Annotated in this window: 13 protein-coding genes and 1 tRNA gene; 5 read left to right on the top strand and 9 right to left on the bottom strand. The window is 69.7% G+C overall.

What is annotated here, in order from left to right; genetic code table 11:
- Positions 1-13: 13 nt before the first annotated feature.
- Positions 14-2,554, bottom strand: a complete 2,541-nt coding sequence (locus JGR64_RS04795; RefSeq protein ID WP_233348386.1) for a TonB-dependent receptor — start codon at positions 2,552-2,554, stop codon at positions 14-16.
- A gap of 310 nt (positions 2,555-2,864) precedes the next feature.
- Here JGR64_RS04795 and JGR64_RS04790 point away from each other — a divergent pair, with 310 nt between their 5' ends.
- The 3 genes from JGR64_RS04790 (at position 2,865) to JGR64_RS04780 (ending at position 7,635) form a co-directional block, all read left to right on the top strand.
- On the top strand, positions 2,865-4,319 hold the full coding sequence (locus JGR64_RS04790; protein WP_199375419.1) for a GGDEF domain-containing protein: 1,455 nt from the start codon (positions 2,865-2,867) through the stop codon (positions 4,317-4,319).
- A gap of 34 nt (positions 4,320-4,353) precedes the next feature.
- A complete protein-coding gene (gene mutS, locus JGR64_RS04785) occupies positions 4,354-6,939 on the top strand; it encodes a DNA mismatch repair protein MutS (protein WP_199375418.1) in 2,586 nt (861 codons plus the stop codon).
- A 93-nt stretch (positions 6,940-7,032) separates the two neighbouring features.
- Entirely contained in the window at positions 7,033-7,635 is a 603-nt protein-coding gene (locus tag JGR64_RS04780) for a DUF937 domain-containing protein (RefSeq protein WP_199375417.1), read from the top strand.
- Between the two features lie 36 nt (positions 7,636-7,671).
- Here the strand turns inward: JGR64_RS04780 and JGR64_RS04775 are convergent, their stop codons facing one another.
- The 7 genes from JGR64_RS04775 to ffh form a co-directional block, all read right to left on the bottom strand.
- Complete coding sequence (locus JGR64_RS04775; protein ID WP_199375416.1) at positions 7,672-8,094, bottom strand: S4 domain-containing protein; 423 nt, start codon at positions 8,092-8,094, stop codon at positions 7,672-7,674.
- Between the two features lie 122 nt (positions 8,095-8,216).
- Entirely contained in the window at positions 8,217-8,639 is a 423-nt protein-coding gene (rplS, locus tag JGR64_RS04770) for a 50S ribosomal protein L19 (protein ID WP_199375415.1), read from the bottom strand.
- Positions 8,640-8,776: 137 nt separating this feature from the next.
- Complete coding sequence (gene trmD / locus JGR64_RS04765; RefSeq protein ID WP_199375414.1) at positions 8,777-9,556, bottom strand: tRNA (guanosine(37)-N1)-methyltransferase TrmD; 780 nt, start codon at positions 9,554-9,556, stop codon at positions 8,777-8,779.
- 23 nt (positions 9,557-9,579) lie between these two features.
- Positions 9,580-10,092, bottom strand: coding sequence for a ribosome maturation factor RimM (rimM, locus tag JGR64_RS04760; protein ID WP_199375413.1), 513 nt, complete (start codon positions 10,090-10,092; stop codon positions 9,580-9,582).
- Positions 10,093-10,130: 38 nt separating this feature from the next.
- The gene (gene rpsP, locus JGR64_RS04755) at positions 10,131-10,397 is read right to left on the bottom strand and encodes a 30S ribosomal protein S16 (protein WP_199375412.1); all 267 of its coding nucleotides are present in this window, start codon (positions 10,395-10,397) and stop codon (positions 10,131-10,133) included.
- Between the two features lie 96 nt (positions 10,398-10,493).
- On the bottom strand, positions 10,494-11,246 hold the full coding sequence (locus JGR64_RS04750; protein WP_199375411.1) for an aminotransferase class IV: 753 nt from the start codon (positions 11,244-11,246) through the stop codon (positions 10,494-10,496).
- A gap of 22 nt (positions 11,247-11,268) precedes the next feature.
- Positions 11,269-12,636 carry a signal recognition particle protein gene (gene ffh, locus JGR64_RS04745; RefSeq protein WP_182821960.1) on the bottom strand — a complete coding sequence of 456 codons (1,368 nt, stop codon included), beginning with the start codon at positions 12,634-12,636 and terminating at the stop codon, positions 11,269-11,271.
- A 79-nt stretch (positions 12,637-12,715) separates the two neighbouring features.
- On the opposite strand from ffh, the gene ccsA reads away from it, so the two are divergent.
- A complete protein-coding gene (gene ccsA, locus JGR64_RS04740; RefSeq protein ID WP_199375410.1) occupies positions 12,716-13,507 on the top strand; it encodes a cytochrome c biogenesis protein CcsA in 792 nt (263 codons plus the stop codon).
- Between the two features lie 11 nt (positions 13,508-13,518).
- On the opposite strand, the gene radA is transcribed toward ccsA, so the two are convergent.
- A complete protein-coding gene (gene radA / locus JGR64_RS04735; protein WP_199375409.1) occupies positions 13,519-14,901 on the bottom strand; it encodes a DNA repair protein RadA in 1,383 nt (460 codons plus the stop codon).
- A gap of 126 nt (positions 14,902-15,027) precedes the next feature.
- Between radA and JGR64_RS04730 the strand changes: the two genes are divergently transcribed.
- A tRNA-Thr gene (locus JGR64_RS04730) sits at positions 15,028-15,103 on the top strand.
- The last annotated feature ends 22 nt before the right edge of the window (positions 15,104-15,125 follow it).

Raw genomic sequence — 15,125 nt, 5'->3', positions numbered from 1 at the left:
GCCGTGTCCGGGCTCAGAAGTAGTTGAAGCGGACGGTCACGCCATAGGTCCGCGGCGCGCCGAGGAAGGCATTCCACGAACCGGACTGGATCGGCGCGTCGATGCCGACCTGCTTGTAGGTCTCGTCGGTGAGGTTCTGGCCCCACAGTTCGACCAGCCAGCGCCGGTCCTGGCTGCCGAAGCCCAGGCGTGCATTCACCAGCGCGTAGCCGTCCTGCATCTTCTGCACGTCGAGGTCGGAGCCGGTGTTGTACTCCGACATGTACTTGGCGCCGACGTTGAAACGGCCGATGTGGTTGGCGCCCAGGCCCCACTCGTAGGTGACCGAGGCGTTGCCCGACCACTTCGGTGCGAAGCTCATCTGGTTGCCGGGCAGCAGCGCCAGGTCGGCGTCAGGCAGCAGGTCGTCGCCGTATTCCGTCTCGGCGTAGGTCAGGCCACCCTGCAACATCAGGCCCGGCACCGTCGTCTGCCACATCAGGTCGGCCTCGAAGCCCATCGACACCACCTGGGGGATCGAGCGCACCACGAAGCTGGTACCAAGGAAGCTGTTGAGCTGGAAATCCTCGTAGTCCTGGTAGAACAGCGCCGCGTTGAACAGCAGGTTGCCGCCGGCCCAGTTGGTCTTCAGGCCGAGCTCGTAGCTGTTGACGAACTCGCCCGGGAACGACGTGTCATCCACCGGGGTGATGCCCTGGATGCCGCTGGACAGTCCGTTGGACGACTGCACGCGGTCGAGGTTGAAGCCGCCGCCCTTGTAGCCACGCGCCGCCGAGGCATACGTCATGACGTCGTCGGTCCAGTTGTAGGCGGCCTTGAACGTGCCGGACCATTCCTTTTCGGTGCGCGACTGCGACACGACGCGGCCGTCGTGCAGGGCGTTCGCCCAGGGCAGGCACATGAAGCCCACCACGCTGGGCGCGACCGCCGGCACCAGGCCCGCCAGCAACTGCTGCTGCAGCGCGGGCGGGAGGCTGGCGAAGCCGTTGATGCGCGCCGCCAGCGCGCCACCGACGCGGGCAGCCGGGTTGGACAACGCGGAGCCGCATGCCAGGCTGCCGTTCGGATTGCTGTACACCGAATCCAGCTCTTTCTTCTCGTGCGTGTAGCGGAGGCCGAGCGTGAAATCGAGTGCGTCGGTGGCGTGGAAGGTGTTGTTGCTGAAGATCGCGGTGCTGCGCGCGTTCTGGTCGTGGCGGTCTAGCGCGCCGAGGCCGGTGTAGTTGGTCCCGAACGGCCGGCCGCTGACCTGCGACAGGAACGTCGCCGGATTGCTCTGGTTGACGGTCAGCCCCATCGGCGCCAGTTGCGCCGCGACGCCAGCCAGCACCTGGCTGCCGACCAGGGTCGACAGGTAGGGCTCGTAGGCGCTGCCGAACCGGTACGAATCATTGCGCGTCAGGTCTTCGTCCGAATAGAACACGCCCACCATCCAGTCGAGGCGGTCGGTGGAGCCGGTCAGGCGCAGCTCCTGGGTGAAGGTCTCGAAGCGCGTCAGCGACTCGTTGTCGTCGGGTGCGCGGTACAGGATGTCCGCGGCGCTGTAGTCGAAGTCGAGGCCGTTGATCGCCTGCCAGTCGCGGAACGCGGTGATCGAGCTGAGCGTGGCGCCGTCGGCCCAGGGCGTGGTCCAGTCGACCTGCGCCGACATGCCCTTGTCCTTCAGGTCCTGCTCGGTCGGCCGGTTGCTGTACGCCAGGCGCCGCTCGGGGTCCGCCACCGGAATCACGCCTTCGCCGCCCGGGGTCAGCGCGTTGATGATGGCCGCGGTAGGACCGCGATGGGTGGTCACGGTAACGCAGCAGTTCTCTTCGCGGCTGCTGTAGTCGGCCACGAGGTTGATGTCGATGGTGTCGGTGGGCTCGATGAACAGCTGGCCGCGGACGGTATGGTAGTTCTGGTCGCCGTCGTCGGTTTCCTGGCGCGGGCCGGCGCCGACGCGGACCTCATCCACGCCATCGCGCTTGCGCTTGGCGGCATAGACGCGGAACGCGGCGTTTTCGCCAAGCGCGTCGTTGTACGCGCCGGACACACCAAGCAGGCCGTAGTTGCCGGCCGTGATCTCGGCTTCCGCGCTCTGCGAGTAGCTCGGCTTGCGGGTGATCACGTTGATCACGCCGGACGACGTGTTCTTGCCGAACACCGTGCCCTGCGGGCCCTTGAGCACCTCGATGCGCTCCACTTCGCCCAGGTCGCCAAAGCCGACGCTGTTGCGCGAGCGGTACACGCCGTCGATCACGATGCCGACCGAGGACTCCAGGCCGGCGTTGTCGCCCACCGTGCCCACGCCGCGGATGCGCGCGGTGGTCTGCGCCGCGCTCTGCGTGCTGGTGACGGTCAGGCCGGGCACCAGGACCTGCAGGTCCTTGATGTCACGGACGCCGGTATCGAGCAACAGTTGCTCGTCGATCACGTTGATCACGATCGGCACGTCCTGCAACGCCTCCTCGCGCTTCTGGGCGGTGACCGTCATGGTGGCGAGGGTGGTCGGCTGGTCTGCCGCCGGCTTGGTGGCCGGGGCATCCTGTGCACGGGCCACCTGTGCGATGGACATTGAAGCGAGTACGGCGAAAACAGCTGTCGCGAGCGCGTGGCGCTGCGGGTGGCCTTGGACCATTGGTTGTCCCCCTAAACCGGATGTTGGATGAGCGTCATTGACACGGATGCGACCGCCGCCATGGATCCCATGACGGTTCGCGCCGGGCCAGCGTGGGGGACGGGCCTGACGCAGCGGTATCGCAACCTCGGCGGGACGCTAGCACATTTCCGGACGCATACGTATGTGACTGGCGAGGTGCGGAAACCGGTGCCCGGCAAGGCCTTGGCAAAGGTTCCCGGATCGCGACTGGTCCACAATAGCCGCCATGGATGTCCACTCCCTCCCGACCCTGCCGGAACGCGCACGCGCGCAGGATCCACGGCTCGCCGCGCACTGGCTGCGGGCGCTCACCGCGATCACCCCTGGCGCGCGCGCCCTGTTCAACCACGCCGCCTCGGCAGCGGCCCCGCTGCTGGCCGAACATTTCTACGGCGAGATGCTCGATGACCCCCGGGCTGCGCGGTTCCTGTCCCCGGAGCAGGTCCGCGACCGCCTCAAGCCGTCGCTGCAACGTTGGCTGCTGGAACTCCTGCGCGCCGGGCCCGACGACGTCGATGCCCTGGCCGCCACCCAGGAAACGGTCGGCCTGGTGCACGCGCGCATCGGCATCCCCGTCGACCTGGTGGGCCGGGGTGCGCGCATGCTGAAGGGCGAGTTGCAGGCGGCGATCCGCACGGCCGGTGCCGTGGGTCGCGCGGACGATGTCATCGATGCGATCGTCGGGGTGGATGCGCTCATCGACCTGGCCCTCGAGGCCATGACGCGCGCCTATGACATCTCGCGTGAGCAGGCCGGCACCATCGACGCCTCCTACCGGTTGTTCTCGCTGATCCAGAACGTCGGCACCGAGCGCGAGCGCCAGCGCGCGCTGCTGCTCGCATGGGAGAACACGCTGCTGTACGCGCTCAGCCTGGAGCAGCCGCCGGCAGCGGCACCGTTGCTGCTGTCGCGCTCCGAGTTCGGCCTGTGGTTCACGCACAAGGGCATGGCGAGTTTCGGTGAAACGCCGGAGACGCGCCGCGTTGCGGAGCTGGTCGAGACCGTCGACACCGGCCTGCGCGATGGCCTGCCCCACTCCGGGGATCCTGCGCTGCGGCGCGCGCTGGTCGACGACACGCGCGCCGTCGTGGCCGAGATCCGCAACCTGCTCACGATGATGTTCGACGGCATCGGCGACCTCGAGTCGGGGCGTGATGCGCTCACCCGGCTCCTCAACCGGCGCTTCCTGCCGACCGTCCTGCGCCGTGAGATCCAGCTGCAGGCGAACACCGGCCGCATGTTCGCGGTGCTGATGATCGACCTCGATCACTTCAAGGCGATCAACGACGGCCACGGCCACGAGGTCGGCGATCGCGCGCTGCAGCATGTCGCGGCGCTGCTGGTGCAGAACACGCGCGGCAGCGACTACCTGTTCCGCTACGGCGGCGAGGAATTCGTGGTGGTACTGGGCTCGGTGGGCGCCGCCGAGGCGCTGGCAACCGCGGAGGGTCTGCGCAGTTGCGTCGCCGGCGCCCCGGTGGCGCTGGCCAATGGCGAAAGCCTGATGGTGACCGCCAGCATCGGCCTCGCGCTGCAGGACGGGCATCCCGACTACGAACGGATCCTCGCCCGCGCGGATGCCGCGATGTATGCCGCCAAGCGCGGCGGCCGAAACCGCGTTGTCGTCGCGACCGACGACCTTCCCGATCCGCCAGGCGTGGTGCAGCTCAGGCAACGCTGAGTCGCATGTGGACAGCACCGGACACCAGGACCCCATGAAGTCGGAAGCAAGACCCGAACACACCCCTTTGATGAAGCAGTTCTTCGCCGCCAAGGCGGAGCACGCCGACGTGCTGATGTTCTTCCGCATGGGCGACTTCTACGAGCTGTTCTTCGATGACGCCCGCAAGGCGGCGAAGCTGCTCGACATCACCCTGACCCAGCGCGGCTCGTCCGCCGGGCAGCCGATCCCGATGGCCGGCGTGCCCTACCACGCAGCCGAAGGCTACCTGGCGCGCCTGGTGGCGCTGGGCGAGTCGGTGGCGATCTGCGAGCAGGTCGGCGACCCGGCCACCAGCAAGGGGCTGGTGGAGCGCAAGGTGGTGCGCATCGTCACGCCCGGCACGGTCACCGACGAGGCATTGCTGAGCGAGCGCCGCGACACGCTCCTGCTGGCGGTGGCGCGCGGCAAGTCGGGCTACGGCCTGGCGTGGGCGGACCTCGCCGCCGGCCGCTTCCTGGTCAACGAAGTCGCCGGCGACGACGCGCTCGAAGCCGAGCTCGCGCGCCTAGATCCCGCTGAGCTGCTGCTCCCCGACGACGACGGCTGGCCGGCGTTCGCGACAACCCGCGGTGGCGTGCGCCGGCGCGCGCCGTGGCTGTTCGACGCCGACGCCGGGCGCCGCCAGCTGCTGCAGTTCTTCGCGCTGCACGACCTGTCGGCGTTCGGCATCCAGGACCGCCCGCTGGCGATCGCCGCTGCCGGCGCCCTGCTCGGCTACGTCGAGGAGACCCAGAAGCAGCGCCTGCCGCACCTCACCGCGATCGCGGTGGAATCCAGCGACGGCGCGATCGCGATGAATGCCGCCACGCGCCGCCACCTCGAACTCGACACCCGCGTCGACGGCGAGCAGAAGCACACCCTGCTCGGCGTCCTCGACAGCACGGTGACGCCGATGGGCGGGCGGATGCTGCGCCGCTGGCTGCACCGCCCGCTCCGCGACCGCGGCGTGGTCGGTGAGCGCCAGCATGCGGTGGGCGCGCTGCTCGACAGTGGCATCGAACGCGACCTGCGTGAGCGCTTCCGCGCGCTTGGCGACGTGGAGCGCATCCTGTCGCGCATCGCGCTGCGCTCGGCGCGCCCGCGCGACCTCGGCACGCTGCGTGACGCGCTCGGCATGCTGCCGGAGGTGCGCGCGATGCTGGCGCCGCTGGATTCGCCGCGGCTCGGGGCGCTGGTGGCCGAACTCGGCGAACACGACGTACAGGCCGCATTGCTGGCCACGGCGCTGGTCGAACAGCCGCCGGTGCTGGCGCGCGACGGCGGCGTGTTCGCCGATGGCCACGACGCCGAGCTCGCCGAGCTGCGCCGGCTGTCCACCCACGCCGACCAGTTCCTGGTCGACCTGGAGCTGCGCGAACGCGAGGCCAGCGGCATCGCCACGCTCAAGGTCGGCTACAACCGCGTGCACGGCTACTTCATCGAGATCGGCAAGTCGCACGCCGCCAGGGTGCCCACGCACTACAGCCGCCGGCAGACGCTGACCGGGGCGGAGCGCTACATCACCGAAGAGCTGAAGGCCTTCGAGGACAAGGTGCTGTCGGCGCGCGAACGCGCGCTGGCGCGCGAGCGGCTGCTGTACGAAGAACTGCTGGATGCCCTCAACACCGACCTCGAATCGCTCAAGCGCTGCGCCGCCGCGCTGAGCGAACTCGACGTGCTGGCCTGCCTGGCCGAGCGTGCATTGGCGCTCGACTGGGCACGGCCGGAACTGGTCGAGGACGCCTGCCTCGAGGTCGAGCGCGGGCGCCACCCGGTGGTCGAGGCGGTGCGCGACGCGCCGTTCGAACCCAACGACCTCGACCTGCATGCCGATCGCCGCATGCTGGTGATCACCGGCCCGAACATGGGCGGCAAGAGCACCTACATGCGCCAGAACGCGCTGATCGTGCTGCTCGCCTACATCGGCAGCTTCGTGCCCGCGCGCGCGGCGCGCATCGGCCCGATCGACCGCATCCTGACCCGCATCGGCGCCGGCGACGACCTCGCCCGCGGCCAGTCGACCTTCATGGTCGAGATGAGCGAGACCAGCTACATCCTCCACCACGCCAGCGAGCAGTCGCTGGTGCTGATGGACGAGATCGGCCGCGGCACCTCGACCTACGACGGCCTCGCCCTCGCCGATGCCTGCGCGCGCCACCTTGCCGCGCACAACCGCTGCTACACCCTGTTCGCCACCCATTACTTCGAGCTCACCGCGCTCGCCGAGCCCGGCAGCGGCATCGCCAACGTGCATCTCGACGCGGTCGAGCACCGCGACAAGAACGGGGGCGACACGCTGGTGTTCATGCACGCGGTCAAGGACGGCCCGGCCGACCGCAGCTTCGGCCTGCAGGTGGCCGCGCTGGCCGGCCTGCCGAAGCCGGTGCTGCGACAGGCGCGCGCGCGCCTGGCCGAACTTGAACGGCACGGCCATGCCGCGTCACCGCCGCTGTCGGCCGAGACGCTCGATGCGCCGCAGCAGTTCGGCCTGTTTTCGCCGGCGTCGGCGGCTCTCGACGCGCTGGCCGGCATCGACCCGGACGAGCTGTCACCAAAGCAGGCGCTGGAAGCGCTGTACCGGCTGAAGGCGCTGGGGTGAAAGGGGCCAGGCGCGGGCCGACCGCGCGCCGATGCGTGCTGTCGCCGGCCGGTCCGAAGCGTAGGATCCGGGGCACACACTGGAGATGCCCTCATGGCCATGTTGACCGACGACCTCCTCGCGCAGCTGCAGGGCGCACCTGCGCAGCGGCTGGCCCAGCAGCTGGGCCTCACCCCGTCACAGACCTCGGGTGCGATCAGCGCGGCCCTGCCCCTGCTGCTCGGCGCCCTCGGCCGCAATGCCAGCCAGCCGCAGGGCGCGCAGGCGCTGTACGGCGCGCTGCAGAAGGACCACGCAGGCATGGATATCGGCAGCGTGCTGGGCGCGGTGCTTGGCGGCGGAGGTGGCCAGGGCGGAGCCATACTCGGCCACATCTTCGGCGACGGCCAGGAACGGGCCGAAGCCGGCGTGGCCCAGGCGACCGGCCTCGGCCAGGGCACGGCCGGCCAGTTGCTGAAGATGCTCGCGCCGATCGTGATGGCCTACCTCGCAAAACGCGCCCTGTCTTCCGGACAGGCGCGGCCGGCCGATGGCGCCGCGGCGCTCGGTGGCCTGCTCGGCCAGGAGCAGCAGCAGATCCGCCAGGAAGGCGGCCTGGGCGGCGGGCTGCTTGGTGCCGTGCTCGACCAGGACGGCGACGGCCAGCTCGGCCTCGGCGATCTCGCAGGACTCGGCGGGTTGTTCGGGCGGAAGTAAGGCGATCCGACGTCCTGCCCGCGTCTTGGTCGCAGGTCAGCTCAGGTCGATGTCGCCAAGCGCCCGGATCAGGCGGCGCGCGCGCTTGTCGGGGCGATGCTCCGGCGCGCGATAGCCGGCCTGTGCATCACGGCGTGCAAGGCGTGCCTCGTCGCGCGCCCTGATCGAGTCCGCGTGCTCGCGGTACAGGGCCTGGGCGACCGGGGCCGGACCGCGGGAATCGGATAGACCCGCCACCTCGACCACGAACACCTCTTCGCCGCGCGCCACGCGCAAGGTGTCGCCTACGCGCACCGCACGCGAGGCCTTGGGCCGCTGTCCACCCAACTCGACCTTGCCGTGCTCGACCGCCTGACGCGCGAGTGTGCGGGTCCTGAAGAAGCGCGCCGCCCACAGCCACACGTCGATGCGGATCGAGGCAGGCGCAGCTTCATTGGCGGCGGAATCGGGTGCGGACATGCGTCGATTCTAGTCCCTCCTCCGCACCGCTCCTGTCACGCCGGGGCATCGCGCGGCGCCATCCTGAAACGCGAACGGCCACCTTACGGTGGCCGTCGTGTGTCGCGCCTTGCGGCAGCCGGTTACTCGGCGGACGACTCGGCAGCGGCGGCGGCCTGCGCGGCGGCCTTGGCCTTGGCGTTGCCGGCCAGATCCTCGCGGATACGCGCCTTCTTGCCCTGCAGGCCACGCAGGTAGTACAGCTTGCCGGCGCGCACGGCGCCGCGGCGCTTCACCTGCACCGAATCGATCATCAGGCTGTGGGTCTGGAACACGCGCTCGACGCCGAAGCCGTGCGAAATCTTGCGCACGGTGAAGGCGGAGTTCAGGCCGGCGTTCTTCTTGGCGATGACCACGCCTTCATAGGCCTGCACGCGCTCGCGGTTGCCTTCCTTCACCTTGACGTTGACGATGACGGTATCGCCGGGGCCGAAGACGGGCAGCTCGCGGGTGGTCTGCTCGGCTTCGAAATTCTGCAGCAGCGTGTTGATCGAGGGCTTGTTCATGGTGGGTCTTCGCTTGCCTGTTGGTAGTGCCCCTTTTTGGGGCGTGTTGTAGCGCGAGTGCACGTGGACCCGCGTCTTGGCGTGTTTACAGCTAAGCCGGACATTATACGGGCAAGTTTCCCTTGCGCGCTAGGGGCTTACGGGCCGTCGCCGAGCGCGTCCCCGTCGGCAGCCAGGAATTCGTCCAGCAGACGCGCGTCGGCCTTGGACAGGGCGCCGCGGTCGATCAGCTCCGGCCGGCGCTGCCAGGTGCGGCCGAGTGCCTGCTGGCGGCGCCAGCGGGCGATGGCGGCGTGGTTGCCGGACAGCAGTACCGGCGGCACCTCGCCGTAGGCGTGCTCCAGCGGCCGCGTGTAGTGCGGGCAGTCCAGCAGCAGCGGCCCCGCTCCATCGGCCGACGGCTCGAAGCTGTCCTGCGCGGCCGACTCGACATCATTGAGCGCACCCGGCAGCAGCCGCGCGACCGCGTCGACGACGACAGCGGCGGCCAGCTCGCCGCCCGAAAGCACGTAATCGCCGATCGACAGCTCCTCGTCCACCTCGGCGGCCAGCAGGCGCTCGTCGACGCCCTCGTAGCGACCGCACAGCAGCACCAGGCGCGGCTCCAGCGCCAGCGCACGGGCGCGGGCCTGGTCGAATGGCCTGCCCTGCGGGCTCAGATAGACCACGCGCGCAGGCTCCGGTGCCGCGGCGCGGGCGGCGGCGAGCACCGCGCGCAGCGGCTCCACCATCATCACCATGCCCGGGCCGCCGCCAAACGGGCGGTCGTCGACGCGCCGGTAGCTGCCTTCGGCGAAATCGCGCGGGTTCCAGCCGTGCACCGACAGCAGTCCACGCTCGCCCGCTCGCCCGACCACGCCATGGCCGGCGACCTGGGTGACGAACTCGGGAAAGAGGCTGACAACGTCGATGCGCATGGCGGCTGCGGGATCCGGGTGCCCTAGAACTCGGGATCCCAGTCGACGGTGACCAGGCCCGCCTCGAAATCGATCGACACCACGTAGTCCGGCACCACGAACGGGATCATCCGCTCGCGGTCTCCGCGCGCGACCAGCACGTCATTGGCGCCGGTGGAGAACAGGTGCGACACGGTGCCGAAGTCGCTGCCGTCGACGTTGCGCACGCGCAGGCCTTCGAGGTCGACCCAGTAGTACTCGCCGGGCGCCGGCGGCGGCAGCGATTCGCGCGCCACCCAGACCTCGGTGCCGCGCAGTGCCTCGGCGGCGTCGCGGTCCTCGACACCGGGCAGGCGCGCGACCAGGCCCTTGGCCGTTTCGCGGCCAGTGGCACCTTCGGCCACGCGCTCGACGCCCTGCGCATCGCGCAGGGTCCAGGGCTGGTAGCCGAGGATGGCGCGAGCCGGCTCGGTGAAGGACTCGAGCTTCAGCTCGCCACGCACGCCAAAGGCGCCGTGGACCCTGCCCAGCAGGATGCGGCGCCCGGTGACGTCCATTGCAGGAGCTGGGCCGCGCACGGGGCGCGGCCCGCGCGTCAGGCGGCCGTAGCCGTCGGGGCGGCCTTGCCGGCTTCCCGATACAGGTTGCGGACCTTGTCGGTCATCTGCGCGCCCTGCGTGACCCAATGGTCAACGCGGGCGGTGTCGAGCACCACGCGCGACTCGGCGCCGGTGGCGACCGGGTTGTAGTAACCCACGCGCTCGATGTTGCGGCCGTCGCGCGAGCTGCGCGAGTCGGTGACGACGATGTGGTAGAAGGGGCGCTTCTTGGCGCCGCCGCGGGTGAGGCGGATCTTGACCATGGTGTTTTCCGTGTTGCCCAGTCGCCAGGGTGGCGAGGTAAGCGGCGAATTGTAGCGGATCCCCCGGCGGGGAGGAAGTCGCCCCAGCCGACCGGTTCAGATCGCCTGCCAGGCAATACCCTCGAACGCAGCCCGCACATCCGCCACCAAGCGCGGATCGCCGCGGAAGGCATGGCTGTCGATCGACGCGATCTCCTGCAGCCCCCGAGAATTGGCGGCGAACGCAAAGTCGAAGGCTCCCAGCGCATCCAGCCGCACCGGGCCAGCCTGCTGCCCGATGCCGACGTCTGCCAGGCGCGCCTGCAGCAGGCGTTCGGTCACGCCTCGCAATGCGGGCGCGACGGGCCAGGTGATTCCGTCGCGCCCGCCCAAGCCGATGTTCCAGAAGCTCCCTTCCGCCACAAGTCCGTCGTTGTCGACCAGGAGCGCATCGTCGAACCCTTCCGCCTGCGCCTCGCGACGGGCTGCCAGCTGGGGCGCGAGCGCGAGGTGCTTCAGCTGCGGATCGACGCGCAGCATGCGCCGCGACTGCAGCCGCAATGGACGGGCGCCGGGTTCGCGCGGCGCTTCGATCTCGATGCGCGACACAGGTGCACCAGCGGCATCGGCGTCGCCCTGCGCACCTGCGACCTGCGCCCGGGCAACCACCACGCGCACGGTGCAGGCCTGCGCGGCGTCGCCGGCGATCGCCGCGCGGATACGCATCCGCAGGTCCGCAAGATCCAGGCTGGAGCCGAACATCGCCCGGGTCGCGTCATCGAGACGCGCGAAGTGCAGGTCCAGCCCGCGCACCGCGCCGCGCCGCACCTGGAACGTGGTGAAGTGCCCCGCCTGCACCGACGCGTCCATCAGGCTCGCCGCGGTGCCTGCCTCAGCGGAACGGCATCGCGCCGCGCCCGCCCATCATGCCCTGCAGGCCGCGCATCATGCCCTTCATGCCGCCACGGCCCAGCTTGGCCATCATCTTTTCCATCTGCTGGTACTGCTTCATCAGCTTGTTGACGTCGGCGGGCGTGACGCCGGAGCCGGCGGCGATGCGCTTGCGGCGCGAGCCGTTGAGCAGCGCCGGGTTGCGGCGCTCCTTCTTGGTCATCGAACCGATGATCGCGACCATGCGCGGCACTTCCCGGCCGGTGACCTGGTTCTTGACCTCGTCGGAGATCTTCGCCATGCCCGGCAGCTTGTCCATCAGGCCGTGGATGCCGCCCATGCCCTGCATCTGCTCGAGCTGGTCGCGCATGTCGTTGAGGTCGAACTTCTTGCCCTTGGCGACCTTCTCGGCGAGCTTCTGCGCCTTGTCCTTGTCGACCTGCCCTTCCACCTGCTCGACCAGCGACAGCACGTCGCCCATGTCGAGGATGCGGCTGGCGATGCGGTCCGGGTGGAACACGTCCAGGCCATCGACCTTCTCGCCGGTGCCGATGAACTTGATCGGCTTGCCGGTGATGTAGCGCACGCTGAGCGCGGCGCCGCCACGGGCGTCGCCGTCGGTCTTGGTGAGCACCACGCCAGTCAGCGGAAGTGCTTCGCTGAAGGCCTTCGCGGTGTTGGCGGCGTCCTGGCCAGTCATCGCATCGACGACAAACAGGGTCTCGACCGGATTGACGGCGGCGTGGAGGGCCTTGATCTCGGCCATCATCGCTTCGTCGATCGCAAGGCGGCCGGCGGTATCGACCAGCAGCACGTCGATGAACGACTTGCGCGCGTCGTCGATCGCCGCGCGCACGATGTCCACCGGCTTCTGCGAGGCGTCGGAGGCGAAGAAGCGCACGTCGACCTGTTCGGCCAGCGTCTTCAGCTGCTCGATCGCGGCCGGACGGTAGACGTCGGCGCTGACCACCATCACCTTCTTCTTGCGCTTTTCCTTCAGCAGCTTCGCCAGCTTGCCGACCGTCGTGGTCTTGCCCGCGCCCTGCAGGCCGGCCATCAGCACCACCGCAGGCGCCGGCACGTTGAGGTTGAGGTCCGAAGCCTGCGCGCCCATCACCGTGGTGAGCTCGTCGCGCACGACCTTGATCAGCGCCTGGCCGGGCGTCAGCGACTTCAGCACTTCCTGGCCGACCGCGCGCACCTTGATGCGTTCGATCAGCGCCTGCACCACCGGCAGCGCGACGTCGGCCTCGAGCAGCGCGATGCGCACTTCGCGGGTGGCTTCGCGGATGTTCTCCTCGGTCAGTCGCCCGCGGCCACGCAGGCGCTCGATGGTGCCGGACAGGCGCTGGGTGAGGGACTCGAACATGGAATGCGACCGCGTGATCTGAGGGCCGACCAGTATACCGGCACGCTGCGGGCCCCCAGGATTGCCCTACACTTGCGCGATGACATCGCTTCTCATCGCGGCCCTGCTCTACGCCATTGCGACCGCGCTGCTGGTCCGCTCACTGCGCCGGGGCCCGTCGGTGGGGCGCGGCTGGCTACCCTTCGCGGCCGCGGCGGTGATCGCGCATGCCGTCACCCACGCCGCCGAGTGGCACGCCGTTGGCGGCGTGGACCTGCATTTTTATGCCGCGCTGTCACTCGTCGGGCTGGGCATGGCCGCGCTTACCGCAGGCTATGGCGCACGTGGCCGCATGGCGGCGCTGGGCGTCGTGGTGTTTCCGATCGCGATGGCGTCGCTGCTGGCGTGGGCCAGCCAGCGCGGCGGTGGCCTGGGCGCGTCGCAGCTCTCGCTCCCGCTGCGCCTGCATGCCGGCTCGGCACTGCTCGCGTACGCCACGCTCGCCGTCGCCGCGGTGCTGGCGATCATGCTCTGGCTGCAGGAACGCAGCCTTCGCCGGCGCGAATTCCACGGCTGGCTGCACGTGCTGCCGCCGATGGTCGAACTCGAAACCCTGCTCTTCCGCACCATCACCGTCGGCTTCGTGCTGCTCACCGCGACCCTGCTCACCGGCCTCGTCTTCGTCGACGATTTCTTCGCCCAGCACCTGGTGCACAAGTCGGTGCTGAGCGTGCTGTCGTGGCTGGCCTTCGGCGCACTGCTGGTCGGCCGCTGGCAACGTGGCTGGCGCGGCGCGGTCGCCGTGCGCTGGACGCTGGCGGCGATGGTGCTGCTTGTGCTGGCGTTCTTCGGCAGCAAGTTCGTGCTGGAAATGGTCCTCGGCAGGCGCTGACGCCCGCCCGACTATTCGGAAGCGGCGGTGATCGCGTCCGACAGCCGCTCCACCGCCACCACCTCCATGCCCTTGTAGGCAGCCGCGCGCGGCGCATTGGCCTTGGGCACGATCGCCCGCTTGAAACCGTGCGTGGCGGCTTCCTTGAGGCGCTCTTCGCCGTTGGGCACCGGGCGGATCTCGCCTGACAACCCGACCTCGCCAAACGCGATGGTCTTGTCGGCCAGCGGCTGGTCGCGCAGCGACGACAGCACCGCCAGCAGCACCGGCAGGTCGGCCGCGGTCTCCTGCACCCGGATGCCGCCGACCACGTTCACGAACACGTCCTGGTCGCCGACCATGACGCCGCCGTGGCGGTGAAGGACGGCCAGCAGCATCGCCAGCCGGTTCTGCTCCAGGCCCACCGCCACGCGCCGCGGGTTGGACAGCGGCGAGGAATCGACCAGCGCCTGCACCTCGACCAGCAGCGGCCGCGTGCCCTCGCGCGTGACCATCACGCAGCTCCCCGGCTGCCGCGTGGCACCCGACAGGAAGATCGCGGACGGATTCGGCACTTCCTTCAGCCCCTTGTCGCCCATCGCGAACACGCCGAGTTCGTTGACGGCGCCGAAGCGGTTCTTGAACGCGCGCAGCACGCGGAAACGGCTGCCGCTGTCGCCCTCGAAATACAGCACCGCGTCGACCATGTGCTCGAGCACGCGCGGGCCGGCGATGCCGCCCTCCTTGGTGACGTGGCCGACCAGGAACACCGCGGTCCCGGTTTCCTTGGCGTAGCGCACCAGGCGCGCGGCGGATTCACGCACCTGGCCGACGGATCCGGGCGCGGCGGTCATCGATTCCGTCCACAGCGTCTGCACCGAATCGGCGACGATCACCCGGGGCCGCAGCTTGGCGGCATGGCCGAGGATGTTCTCCACACCGGTTTCCGCCAGGGCGCTGAGGCCGTCGAGCGGCAGGCCCAGCCGCGCGGCGCGGCCGGCCACCTGGGCCAGCGACTCCTCTCCGGTGACATACAACCCCGGCAGCGTGCCCGACATGCTGGCCATCGCCTGCAACAGCAAGGTGGACTTGCCGATACCCGGATCGCCACCCACCAGCACCACGGCACCTTCCACCAGACCACCGCCGAGCACGCGGTCGAACTCACCAATGCCGGTGGAGACGCGCTCGTCCTCATGGTGGCGCACGTCCTTGAGCGCCGTGACCTGCGGCGCCTCGACCTTGCCGGCCCAGCCGCCACGGCGCGCGGGCGACGACGCCTTGGCCGCCGACGCAGGCTCGAGCACGATCTCCGACACCGTGTCCCACGCCCCGCAGGCGCCGCACTGGCCCTGCCACTTGCTGGAATCGGCGCCGCATTCGGTGCAGACGTAGGCGGTGCGCGCCTTGGCCATGGACATCCCGGGGGTGTTGGAGAGGGCGCAGGATAGCGGCCACCGGTCGCGTCGGGCGAGACGCGACGCCCCTGCGCCCTTCCGCTTTGACCGTATGCGCCCGCTCGCCCTACAATGCGCGGCCACGCCGGAATAGCTCAGTTGGTAGAGCGGCGCATTCGTAATGCGTAGGTCGTAGGTTCGATTCCTATTTCCGGCACCAGTGACGCAGAAAGGCCGCCCTC

The organism is Luteimonas sp. MC1572, assembly GCF_016615815.1.
Classification (GTDB): domain Bacteria; phylum Pseudomonadota; class Gammaproteobacteria; order Xanthomonadales; family Xanthomonadaceae; genus Luteimonas.
This window is presented reverse-complemented; position numbering and strand designations above follow the sequence as displayed.